The following is an 11514-nucleotide window of genomic DNA, read 5'->3' as shown; positions in this document are numbered from 1 at the left end:
CCCGCACGGCACGCGCTGCCTCCGCCAGGGAGGCCCCGGTGGTCATCACGTCGTCGACGAGGACGACCGGCCCGTGGGAGAGCAGCCCCGCGCCGCCGGGAGCCACCGCCAGCGCGCCCGCGAGATTGTCCAGCCGCTGCCGGGAGTCGAGCCCCGACTGGTCGGCCACGGCCCGGCGCTGCCGCAGCACGCCGGCCACCCGGGCCGGAAGCCCGCTGCGCCGCAACTCGCCCGCTGCCGCGAGGGCGATCCGCCGCGCCGGATCATGCCCCCGGGCCCGCACGGCCCGCCGCCCGGACGGCACCGGCACCAGCAGCACGGGAGCCCTGCCGCCCCGGGGCCGGGCCACTCCGGTCCGCACCGGAGCCCGGGTGTCCCGAAGCCCCGCCCGTACGGCTTCCGCCAGCGCCGCTCCGAGCGGTCCGGCGAGCGCCAGGGCGCCCCGTTCCTTGTGGGCCAGCAGCGTCGCCCGGACCTCGTCCGCGTACCGGGCCGCCGCGTGCACCACGGGCAGCCCGGGCGGCTCCGGCACCGGCCGCACCCGCCGCACCGCACCTCCGCTCAGCACCGCACGGCACCGCGCGCACAGCACCGTACGAGGCACCCCGCAGCCGCCGCACTCGCCCGGCAGCACCAGGTCGGTAAAGTCCTGCCACCACCCCCGCATGGCCACCACTGTGGCCCCTGCGGGCCCGGTCCGACCACCCCTGTGGACAACCGGCCTGTGGACAACCGATGGCCCCGCCACCTGCTCGTCCCCCACACGAGCGACGCCCATCGAATCCACGAGCAAAGGGCGACGAGCAGAGCCCCACCCACCCTGGACACCGGCGGCCGCTCCTGCCGAGTCCGGCCTCGGCAGGAGCGGCCGCCCTCACCCAGCGCACCCCGGTCGCACTGCGCCGGGGCGCTCACGGCTCACCCCGGATAGACCGGCGCCGTCCCCTCCGTCACCTTCTGCCACTGCTCGCCCGACGGCAGGCGGACGATGCCGTCCACCGAGTACGCCACCAGCGGCAGCCGGTCGTCCTCGGCGGCGGTGACCTCCTTGACGCCGGTCAGGGCCGCGGGCGCCGGCACGTCCGGCGTGGAGCCGTCGACCTGGACGTACCGCATCTGCTCGACGCCCCCGTGCTCGCGCCCGACCACCACGAGCCGGCTGTCCCCGGCCCACGACATGGTGGTGACCTCCTCCAACTCCGGCGTCGCGGAGCGCAGTTCCACCACCCTGACGGCCGGCTTCTCACCCGGCTTCTCGTCCCGCTCGATCAACCCGATGAGCAGGGTCTTCTTGCCGCCCTTCTCCACGACGAGCGCGATCCGCACCCCGTCGGCGGCGACCCGTACGGACTGGATCCGCCCGTCCAGGCGAGGCATGCGCACCTCCACCGGGTCGCCCTTGCCCTCCTCGAAGAGGAGCAGCCGGGGACGGTCGGGGTCGCGGTCGGCCACCCACAGGCCGTCGTCCGCGTCCCAGCTGGGGGTCGTCAGCCGGTCCTTCTCGGACCCGCCCCGGCTGCGCAGCACCGGCTCGCCCAGCGAACCGCCCGACACCAGCGATCCCACGTACAGCGACCGGCCGTCGAGGCCGACGCCGGCGGCGGTGTGCTCGTCACGCGACACCGCCACCGACCGCAGCGCCGTGTCACCCTCGCCGAGCGCCCCCGGCGCCGGGTCCGGCTCGGTGCCGCTGTCGCCCGCGGGGATCCGCACGAGCCGATGCTTGCCGTCGACGAAGTACAGGTAGTCGGGATGCCGCGCCCCGCTCCGGGAGGCCGCCGCGTCGGCCGCCCCCTGGGTGAGCGAACACAGCTCCGCGCCACCGGCCCGCAGCTCGACCTCGTCAACGGCGGGGCTGAGGTTGCGCAGCGTGAACAGTATCTGGGCGGCCATCTCCTCGCACCGGTTGGTGCCGATGCCCGCGGCCTTGTCGTTGAGCGGGACCGTCAGCCTGTTGCGGTCGTCGGGTGTCAGCACGCCGGAACCCTTCGCCAGCGCCGTGCCGGTGGGGAAGCTCGACCTGACCACGGGTCCGAGCCACCGCGTGGGTCCGTGGAGCAGGGAGCTGACCATCTGCGTCATGGGCTCCACGCGGCGGCGCACGTAGACGGGGTCTGCGACCGCCGTGGGCTGTGCTCCCGACCCGGCCGCCTCGGTGTTCGAGGCGAAGTAGTACTTGCTGACGGACATGTAGTTGCGCTGGAAGTCCGACTCGCCCATGACGACGCCCTGCGGCAGCGCGTCGATCCGCCACTGCCGCTTGTCGTCCTGCGTCAGGTGCACGCTCCTGCCGTACGCCCCGGTAGCGGGCGCGTACGCCTGCTGGGCGTCGACCGTGGCGACCTTGGTGCCGGTCAGCATGTAAGAGATCTCGCCGGTGTCCTCCCCGCCGACGCGCGGCTCGGGCTTGGCGCCCGGCCCGTCCGTCAGGACCGTGGCGGACGCCTCGGGCCGCCACGTCTTGGCGGCATCGCCGGTCAGGTACTGACGTGCGGTCTTGTAGTGCGGATCGTCGCTGGTGAGCGCCTCCAGGAAGCCCTGCACGATCTCCGAGGGCGGCGCGTCCTCCCCCGGCGGCACGGCGAACACCCGCACCTGGGTCTCCTGGCGGGGCGTGGACTCCACCCCCTGCAGATCCCCGCTGTCCGGCATCGAGGCGCACCCCGCCAGCACCAGGACACCGCAGGCGGCGTACGCCGTCACGCGCGCGGTCCTGAGCCGGCCGCGCCCCTCGCGATCAGCGCCCACGAGATGCCTCCCCTTGCCTGTCCACGTCCCCGGGCTCGGCCTCCCGGCCGCCCGGGCCCACGGAACCGTCGTCCTCGTCCCGCGGCCCGTTCTCAACCGGATCCCGTCCGGCCCGGCCGCCGGCCTCCTCGTCGCGTCCTGTCCCCTCCGGGCCGCTGACGCCCCCGGGAGCCGGCTGCTCCGCCCCCGCCGCTTCGTTCCGGCGCCGCATGCCCGAAGCAGGCCTGGGCACCACGCGCGAACCATTGCCGGGCAGCGCCGTCGGATCCGCCGTGGGGGCGACACGCGGCGGTATCGGGTCCCGCTTCGTCCCCTGCGGCACCGGCCCGCTCACCGGCTGCGCCGGCACGGTCGCCCGCTTCTCGCCGTCCCCGCCGCCGCTCGGCAGACCGGCGTCGTCGAGCCCCCGGTTCCGCCGGGAGTCCTTGGGCTCCAGCGGTATCGGAGAGCCCCGCAGCGGCTCGTCGGCGGTCCTGGGAAGCGTCAGCCGGAACTGCGAACCGCCACCGGGCTCGCCCCAGGCCTGCAGCCAGCCGCCGTGCAGCCGCGCGTCCTCCAGGGCGATGGACAGCCCCAGGCCCGTACCACCCGTGGTACGCGCGCGTGCCGGGTCGGCCCGCCAGAAGCGGCTGAACACGCGGGTCGCCTCGCCCGGCTTGAGCCCGACGCCGTAGTCCCGCACCGCCACGGCGACCGCGCCGCCCGCCGCGGCGAGCTTGACGACGACGTCCTTGCCCTCGCCGTGCTCGACGGCGTTGACCACGAGGTTGCGCAGCACCCGCTCCACGCGCCGGGCGTCGGCCTCGGCCACGACGGGCTGCTGGTCGCCGAGCATCCGGATCCGCGTACCCTTGCGCTCCGCGAGCGGCTCAGCCCCGCTGACCACCCGCCGTACGACGTCCCTGAGGTCTATCGGCTCCGCCTCCAGGGCCGCGGCGCCCGCGTCGAACCGGCTGATCTCCAGCAGGTCCGCGAGCAGCGACTCGAACCGGTCCAGCTGGTCGGCGAGCAGCTCCGCCGACCGCGCCGTGATCGGGTCGAAGTCCACACGCGCCTCGTGGATGACGTCCGCGGCCATCCGTACGGTCGTCAGCGGCGTCCGCAGCTCGTGCGACACGTCCGACACGAACCGGCGCTGCATCCGCGACAGGTCCTCCAGCTGGCTGATCTTCAGCTGAAGGTTCTGGGCCATCTTGTTGAAGGCCTCGCCGAGCCGCGCGATGTCGTCCTCGCCGGTGACCTTCATACGCTCCTGAAGCCGCCCGGCCGACAGCCGCTCGGCGATCCCCGCCGCCATCCGCACCGGCGTGACGACCTGCCGCACGACGAGCCAGGCGATGGCCCCGAGCAGCACGACGACGAACAGACCCGCCGTCGCCAGGGTGCCCTTGACCAGGCTCAGCGACTTCTCCTCCTGGGTGAGCGGGAAGAGGTAGTAGAGCTGGTACGGATCCCCGTTGGGGTCGTTGACCTGCTTGCCGACGACCAGGCCCGGCTGGGGTTCCTTGGTCGCGTTGTTGTAGGTGATGCGGGTGTAGCTCTGCGCGGCCGTCGTGCTGCTGCCGATCCGCTCGCGCAGGTCGGCGGGCACGCTCCTGTTCCAGTCCACCTCGCCGGAGGCACGCTGCCCACGGCCGCCCGCGCCGTCCTCGTCGGAGGCGGGGAGCGTCACCACGTCGAAGGCGCCCTGGCCGCCGCTGGACAGCGAGGAGACGAGGTCGCTCATCCACTCGGACACGTTCTGCGCGGTTCGCCCGTCCGCCGTGGCGACATCGTCGCCGGTGCCGCTGGCCGCCTCGTCGGCCCGCTGCTTGGCCACCGCGAACCCGCCCGTGGCCTGGCTCTGGGACGCCTTCACCTTGGCGTCCAGCAGGCCGTTGCGCACCTGCCCGATGACGACGAAGCCCAGCAACAGCACCACGCCCAGCGACATCAGCAGCGTCGTGACGACGACCTTGAGCTGGATGTTGCGCCGCCACAGCCGCATGACGGGCAGCAACGGCCGGCGCACCCACCGCATGAACAGGCGGATGACCGGGCTGCCCTTGACTCCGCCCTGGAGTAGCAGCCCGCTCTCCAGGAACCGTCCCCAGCGGGAGCCGGGCCTCTTCCGCCCGACAGGCCGCTCCGGGCGGGCCCCGGACCGGCCGGGCGCCGAAGCGGCACTGTCGCCGGACATGTCAGCTCGGCCCTGCCTTGTACCCGACACCACGGACGGTCACCACGATCTCCGGCTTCTCCGGGTCCTTCTCGACCTTCGAGCGCAGCCGCTGCACATGGACGTTGACCAGCCGCGTGTCCGCCGCGTGCCGGTAGCCCCAGACCTGCTCCAGCAGCACCTCGCGCGTGAACACCTGCCACGGCTTGCGCGCGAGCGCGACCAGCAGGTCGAACTCAAGCGGCGTCAGCGCGATCGACTGCCCGTCCCGCTTCACGGAGTGCCCCGCCACATCGATGACCAGGTCACCGATGGCGAGCTGCTCCGGAGCGGGCTCCTCCGACCTCCTGAGCCGCGCCCGGATCCGGGCCACCAGCTCCTTCGGCTTGAACGGCTTCACGATGTAGTCGTCGGCACCCGACTCCAGGCCCACGACGACGTCGACCGTGTCGCTCTTCGCCGTCAGCATCACGATCGGCACACCCGACTCCGCCCTGATCAGGCGGCACACCTCGATGCCGTCCCGGCCGGGCAGCATCAGGTCGAGCAGCACCAGATCGGGCTTGGCCTCACGGAACGCGGCCAGAGCCTTGTCACCGTCGGCCACGAACGACGGCTCGAAACCCTCACCACGCAGCACGATGCCGAGCATCTCGGCAAGTGCGGTGTCGTCGTCGACGACAAGGACTCGTCCCTTCATAAACGACATCATCCCATTCTCATAGAGGTGGCGAAGGTGGTGGTGAGGCAGGTCACTGACCAGTGACGATAGTCGTACTGAGTCGTAACTGTCTGCCCCTGTCCGTCGCTGTTGATGTCAGCAGCGGATGTCAGGCAAGTCGATGGTTGCTGGGCAACAGAACGGCCCGGCGTCCATACACCGGGCCTGGCATCGCTGCTCAACAGTGATCAGCAAGCCACCAACGGGACATCTTGGGAGATCTTCCCCGAGTCTCATGCTGAGCATGTCGGCCAAGGTCGAGTCCTCCGTCAGTCCAGCATCGCTGAGTGACGACCAATCTCCAACTGAGCGGTGCCCTCGGACTTGGCACCTCAGGACGGTTATCTCATCCCTAAGGGGTACCCACTCCCAGATAGGACAGATAACAGATAATTCGGAGGAAGTGCAATGGCCACGCAACCCCGGTCAGACATGGAAACCCATCCCGACCTCGTCGCAATGCGCAATCGACACGAGATGGCCGAACGCTTCGCGACCACCCCGAAGGCACAAGCCGTCGAGGCCATGGCCTTGATCACAGGGCTCTACCTCGCAGCCTCACCGTGGATCGCGGGATTCAACAACTTTTCCACCCTGGCGGTCAACAACCTGATCACCGGTATCGCCTACGCCCTCCTCATGAGCGGTGGCTTCGGCCGGGCATACGAGCGTTCGCACAGCATGGCGTGGGGGGCTTGCGCGCTGAGCGTGTGGACGATCTTTGCGCCGTGGGTTGTGGCGGGTGACGTCAGTACCACCAGGACCATAGTCAACAACATCATCGTCGGCGTGATCGCCCTGATGCTGGCCCTCATGGCCGCCGCAGCTGCCCGCCCGGTGGATCAGTCGTCCGGCGACCGCTCTTCCGCGCGTAGGTGATCACCCCTCGGGAGCAGGCCAAAACCGGCCTCAACCCACCACTCACCCCAGCTCCCATCCCATCCGCCGTCGACCCACACACCGTGGAGCGGGCGTGGTCCATGGCGTCCAGGTGGAGCGCGCCACTGTACGAACGACCTGGACGCCATGGGCCGCGTCTGCTCGGCTCTGCCTGGGTCGATGGCGGACGGGATGGGAGCCCCCCGCACACGCCACCACGGACCCGCAGTCGGGAACGGCGCCCCCTCCATCCCGGTGCCGGCCGATCCCCCGCCGGAGGCCCTGTTCTAACCCGCGGGCAATGTGTGCGGTGATCGACTTATGGCTACCGGCCCTACCCAGGCGTGGGCGCGCGTCGGCGCAGCCCGCCGGAGCGGGCCGAAGGCAGGAGCGGCGGCGGAGCGGAGCCGGGAAGCGCGCCCGGCGGAGCGGAGCGCAGCCGGTGCCTTGATGAAGTAGGGAAAGTCTTACCGCAGTGCGGTCAGTCCTGCGTGTCCGGTCCCGGTAGATGCTTGACACTTCGGTCCCAGCTGATGGTTGACAGTGGCCGTGTTCGGTTTTTCTGTGCGCGTCGTTGCGGTGCGTGTGGGGAGGCCGGGATTGGCGCTGGTGGAGTTGTCGGTTGTCGAGCAGTGGTATCGGGCTGTGCTTGCGGTGCTGGCGGCTTCGACGGTGACGGAGGTCGCCGCCCAGCTGGGTGTGTCACGGCAGACGGTGAGCGGGTGGAAGTCCCGGTATGAGGCTTCGGGGCTGGCCGGGCTGGCGGACCGGTCGCGCAGGCCGGCGTCGTGTCCGCATCAGGCATCTGCGGAGGTGGAGGCAGCGGTGTGTGAGCTGCGGCGCAAGCATCCTCGGTGGGGTCCGCGGCGGATTGCTCATGTGCTGGAGCGGTCAGGGGAGGTGGATCCGGTGCCGTCGCGGATGACCGTGTATCGGATCCTGGTCCGGCATGGGCTGGTGGAGCCGGGGGTTCGGCGCCGGAAGCGGTCCGATTACAAGCGCTGGCAGCGGGACCGGCCGATGCAGTTGTGGCAGATGGACATCGTCGGCGGGGTGATGCTGGTCGACCCGGTCACCGGGGAGTTGGCCGAGGCCAAGGTCGTGACGAGTGTGGATGACCATTCCCGGTATTGCGTGATCGCGTCGGTGGTCCAGCGGGCGACGGGGCGGGCGATCTGTGCGGCGTTCGTCCGGGCCTTGCAGAGGTTCGGGGTGCCGGAGGAGGTGCTGACGGACAACGGCAAGCAGTTCACCGACCGGTTCGGGCACGGGGGTGAGGTGTTGTTCGACCGGATCTGCCGGGAGAACGGGATCGCGCACCGCCTCACCCAGCCGGCGTCGCCGACCACGACGGGCAAGGTCGAGCGGTTCGATCAGACGCTGCGGCGTGAACTCCTGGACGATTGCGGCGCGTTCGAGAGTATCGGGGCGGCTCAGGCGGCGCTGGATGCGTGGGTTCAGGAATACAACTCCGTGCGGCCGCATCAGGCCCTGGACATGCAGTCTCCGGGCGACCGGTTCACCCCGGTTCCCGAGCAGGAACGGGATGTGCTGGGCCTGCGGGTGCCGGGAGTGCTCGGGCTGGTGCCGCAGCAGAGGCCTGCTCCTGCCGAGCAGGAGTCGGCTGAGCCGGTCGCGGCCGTGCCCGAGCTGCCGGATCAGGAGCCGGTTGGCCACCTGCCGGTGGAGCATGGCGGGCCGGTGGAGTTCGAACGGGTGGTGCCTGCGAGTGGGAATCTGCAGGTGGCGGGCAAGCAGTTCTGGCTGGGCCCGGCCCGCTCGGGGCTGACGGTGACGTTCTGGGCCGACACGCAGGTGATCCATCTGCTGATCGCCGGGTCGCGGATCAAGTCGGTGCGGTCCCACCTGTCGGTGGCGGACCTGGCCCAGCTGGCAGCACGGGGAGGGCGTGCGGCGGGGCCGTCGCCTCTGCCGGCGGGCGACGGTGCTGCGTTCGAGGTGGACCGGACCGTGAACAACCACGGGCTGGTGGGCCTGGGCGGGCGCCAGGTGCGGAGAGCGCGGTTGCGGACTACATCCGAGCGCGGTTGGAGGAGGCCGCGTAATGCCTCGACGCAAGCGCAACCCCAATGGCTCGGGAACGGTCACCAAGCGCTCTGACGGTCGCTATCAGGCTGCCGTGTACGTCCCACAGCCGGACGGGACTGTAAAGCGCAAGTACGCCTATGGACGGACCTACGACGAGTGCGACAGCAAGCGCCGTGAGCTGATCGACCGTGCCAACGGCGGCATCCCGACCCCGACCCGTGACATGACCTTGGGGCAGTGGTTCGACTACTGGCTTGAGGTCATCGTCAAGCCGAACCTGGCGCACAACAGCTACCGAACCTACGAGGCGGCCGTACGGCTCCACCTTCGCCCCCGGCTGGGTTCCAAGGTCATGGTCAAGTTGGGCGTAAAGGAGCTTCGCGGGGTCGTTCAGCGCCTTGCAGAGGAGGAAGGGGCAAGACCGCCAAGCGGGTGCTTCGGGCCCTCTCAGCGGCGCTCACGGCCGCGATGGTCGAAGACATCGGGGTGACTCGGAACGTTGCCAAGCTCGTCCATGTGCGAGCCACCACGGACAGCGGGAAGAGCTGGGACGCCGTGAGTGTGCTGCGCTTCCTGGCCACTGCCCGGCGCCGCACCCCGTACTACCCGGCGTTCCTGGTGGTGTGTCTTCTGGGCCTGCGGCGTGCCGAGGTGTGCGGGCTTCGCTGGGAAGACATCGACCTGGACAACCGGATCATCCTGGTTGAGAAGCAGCGGCAGCGCACAAGTGCCGGCACGGTCGACGTGAATCTCAAGACCGAGACCTCGAAGGCTGCTCTGCCTCTGCCCGCTCAGTGCATCGCCCCGTTGCGCTGGGCCCGTATGCGCACAGCCTGGCTGCGGGAACGAGCGATCAGCAGGGGACGTCCTTGGTTCGATGATCCTGACGGGCACGTGTTCGTCACGCGCACAGGACGACCGCTTCAGGCGGCGCACTTCTACCTGGTCATGCAGCGGATCATCGAGGCGGAGGGGCTCGACAAGATGAACCCCAAGGGCCTCCGCAAGTCCTGCGGCACGCTCCTGGTCCACCTGCGAGTGCATCCAAGGGTCGTCAAGGCTGTTCTTCGGCACAGCCGGATTGCAACGACCATGGACATCTACGCCGAGGCCCTGGACCCGGATGTTATCCAGGCCGTAGCGCAGCTCGATCGCCTTCTTCGGCAGCCCGCCCGGATCCGTGAGCTGGAGGTGGCGCACTCGGTTTCAGAAGCCGCTTGATGTCACCATTGGATGTCACGGCCCCTCTCCCCGCGCATCGTCGCAGGTAGGGGGCCGTTTCTGTTGATCAGGGTGAGAGCATCCCATTCTCATAACAGTGGCGAAGGCAGTGGTGAGGTAGGTCACCGGCCAGTGACCATAGTCGCAGCAAGCGCTACTGTCTGCCCTCGCCAGCCCCCAGATGATCTCCGGCAAGGCCCAGAGGCGAGGGTGCCGGAACCCGTCCCGCCTAATCCCGCGCAGCGCCCGGCTCAGACCGCCGCCCGGCGCGACCGCGCACACACCTCGGCGAGTGCCTCCGCCGTCACAGGCGAAACAACCCCCTCCTCCGTGACGATCGCCGTCACCAGCTCGGCCGGTGTCACGTCGAACGCCGGGTTGTACGCCTGCGTCCCCAGCGGCGCCACCGCAATGCCACCGCCCGCCTCCGCACCGACCACCGGCACCTGCGGCGCCGTCACCTCCGTCACCTCATGCCCGGGACGCTGCTCCACCTCGACGGACGCCCCGTCCGCCGTGTCCAGATCCACCGTCGTCACCGGCGCCACCACGATGAACGGCACATGGTGGTACCGCGCCAGCACCGCCAGCGGATAGCTCCCGACCTTGTTCGCCACCGAACCGTCCGCCGTGATGCGGTCCGCCCCGATCAGCACCGCGTCCACCTCCCCAGCGGCGAACAACGACCCCGCCGCGTTGTCGGTGAGCAGCGTGTACGCCATCCCGCTGCGAGCCGCCTCGTACGCCGTCAGGCGAGCGCCCTGCAACAACGGCCGCGTCTCGTCCACCCACAGCCGCCGCAGCCGCCCCGTCCGATGCGCCGCGAGCGCCACCGCGAACGCCGTCCCCTCCCCGCCCGACACCAGCGAACCGGTGTTGCAGTGGGTGAGAATCCGGTGCCCGCCACCGGGCAGCAACTCCTCCAGCAGCGCCAGCCCGTGCTCGGCCATCCGCCCACTGGCCTCGGCGTCCTCCCGGTGCAGCTGCCGCGCCGCAGCCAGCGCCGCCGCGGCCGCCTGCCTGACGTCGCCGCCGTCGGCGAGCGCCGCCTCGTGGGCCGACCGGGCCCGGCGCACGCCCACGGCCAGGTTCACCGCCGTCGGCCGGGCACCCGCCAGCGCGACCGCGGCCTCCTCCACGTCGAAGCCCCGCACGGCGGCGAGCGCGACGCCGTACGCCCCCGCGATGCCGAGCAGCGGCGCCCCGCGCACCGCCAGCGAGCGGATCGCCTCCACGAGTGCGGGCGCGTCCGTACAGACCAGTTCGACCTCCTCGACGGGCAGCCTCGTCTGGTCCAGCAGAACCAGAACCGGGCCTTCCGGTGGCTCTTCCCAGCGGATCGCCGGGATCTCGGTCGGCCGCTTGTCATCGCCGCTGTGCGCGTACTGATCAGCCATGCCGTCAGTCTGCCCCCTATCGAGCAGACAATTGAAGGTACGCAGCCCATACCTCGGCCGGTCACTCGAAGACCACCCCATGGCACGATGGCTGCCAACCTGCCGCCGCGACCGCGGACGGGCACCGTGAAGGAGCGACGATGAACGACACTCCGGGCTGGGCCTCGCCCGGATCCGCCCCGTCCGACGGGCAGAAGCCTGACCAGTCCGGCCCTGCCGAGCCCACCGACCGCCCCGCTCAGCCCGCGGACCAGCCGGCCCAGCCCGGCCAGGCCCCGCAGGGCCCCGGCCCTCAGTGGTCCAAGGAACAGCCGCCACCGGCCCAGTGGTCCGCACCCAGC

General features: G+C 70.7%; 8 protein-coding genes and 2 pseudogenes. 5 read left to right on the top strand and 5 right to left on the bottom strand.

Translation table 11 applies throughout. The features are described from left to right. From C1J00_RS28260 to mtrA, 4 genes are all read right to left on the bottom strand, one after another. Nucleotides 1–667, bottom strand: a 667-nt coding sequence (locus tag C1J00_RS28260) for a ComF family protein (protein WP_102911831.1), incomplete at its 3' end; no start/stop codon positions are given. 251 nt (nt 668–918) lie between these two features. After that, on the bottom strand, nt 919–2748 hold the full coding sequence (locus C1J00_RS28255) for an LpqB family beta-propeller domain-containing protein (protein WP_102911828.1): 1830 nt from the start codon (nt 2746–2748) through the stop codon (nt 919–921). Next, nucleotides 2738–4927 (bottom strand): MtrAB system histidine kinase MtrB, encoded by a 2190-nt coding sequence (mtrB, locus tag C1J00_RS28250; protein ID WP_245936538.1) that lies wholly within the window; start codon nt 4925–4927, stop codon nt 2738–2740. The genes C1J00_RS28255 and mtrB overlap by 11 nt, the downstream gene beginning before the upstream one ends. Before the next feature lies 1 nt (nt 4928). After that, nucleotides 4929–5618, bottom strand: coding sequence for a two-component system response regulator MtrA (mtrA, locus tag C1J00_RS28245; protein ID WP_009188938.1), 690 nt, complete (start codon nt 5616–5618; stop codon nt 4929–4931). A gap of 417 nt (nt 5619–6035) precedes the next feature. Between mtrA and C1J00_RS28240 the strand changes: the two genes are divergently transcribed. The 4 genes and pseudogenes from C1J00_RS28240 to C1J00_RS47090 all read left to right on the top strand — a co-directional run bounded on the left by C1J00_RS28240 (nt 6036) and on the right by C1J00_RS47090 (nt 9776). Further along, nucleotides 6036–6506: an SPW repeat protein gene (locus tag C1J00_RS28240; protein ID WP_245936537.1), complete on the top strand. Its 471-nt coding sequence runs from the start codon at nt 6036–6038 to the stop codon at nt 6504–6506. Nucleotides 6507–7121: 615 nt separating this feature from the next. Next, nucleotides 7122–8519: pseudogene (locus C1J00_RS28235) on the top strand (IS481 family transposase); the annotation flags it as partial. Between the two features lie 52 nt (nt 8520–8571). Beyond that, nucleotides 8572–9045, top strand: coding sequence for a tyrosine-type recombinase/integrase (locus tag C1J00_RS47095; RefSeq protein WP_245936536.1), 474 nt, complete (start codon nt 8572–8574; stop codon nt 9043–9045). Further along, nucleotides 9024–9776 carry a site-specific integrase gene (locus tag C1J00_RS47090; RefSeq protein ID WP_245936535.1) on the top strand — a complete coding sequence of 251 codons (753 nt, stop codon included), beginning with the start codon at nt 9024–9026 and terminating at the stop codon, nt 9774–9776. The genes C1J00_RS47095 and C1J00_RS47090 overlap by 22 nt, the downstream gene beginning before the upstream one ends. 251 nt (nt 9777–10027) lie before the next feature. On the opposite strand, the gene mtnA is transcribed toward C1J00_RS47090, so the two are convergent. After that, complete coding sequence (mtnA, locus tag C1J00_RS28225) at nt 10028–11173, bottom strand: S-methyl-5-thioribose-1-phosphate isomerase (RefSeq protein WP_102911827.1); 1146 nt, start codon at nt 11171–11173, stop codon at nt 10028–10030. A 140-nt stretch (nt 11174–11313) separates the two neighbouring features. Here mtnA and C1J00_RS28220 point away from each other — a divergent pair. After that, nucleotides 11314–11514 (top strand): annotated as a pseudogene (locus C1J00_RS28220) (hypothetical protein); the annotation flags it as partial.

Source organism: Streptomyces cahuitamycinicus, from assembly GCF_002891435.1.
GTDB classification, from domain to species: domain Bacteria; phylum Actinomycetota; class Actinomycetes; order Streptomycetales; family Streptomycetaceae; genus Streptomyces; species Streptomyces cahuitamycinicus.
This window is presented reverse-complemented; position numbering and strand designations above follow the sequence as displayed.

Bases quoted from the DNA above. Each gene is read 5' to 3' on its own strand.
- C1J00_RS47095 (WP_245936536.1), top strand. From the start codon at position 8,572: ATGCCTCGACGCAAGCGCAACCCCAATGGCTCGGGAACGGTCACCAAG.
- mtrB (WP_245936538.1), bottom strand. From the start codon at position 4,927: ATGTCCGGCGACAGTGCCGCTTCGGCGCCCGGCCGGTCCGGGGCCCGC.
- C1J00_RS47090 (WP_245936535.1), top strand. From the start codon at position 9,024: ATGGTCGAAGACATCGGGGTGACTCGGAACGTTGCCAAGCTCGTCCAT.
- mtrA (WP_009188938.1), bottom strand. From the start codon at position 5,618: ATGATGTCGTTTATGAAGGGACGAGTCCTTGTCGTCGACGACGACACC.
- mtnA (WP_102911827.1), bottom strand. From the start codon at position 11,173: ATGGCTGATCAGTACGCGCACAGCGGCGATGACAAGCGGCCGACCGAG.
- C1J00_RS28240 (WP_245936537.1), top strand. From the start codon at position 6,036: ATGGCCACGCAACCCCGGTCAGACATGGAAACCCATCCCGACCTCGTC.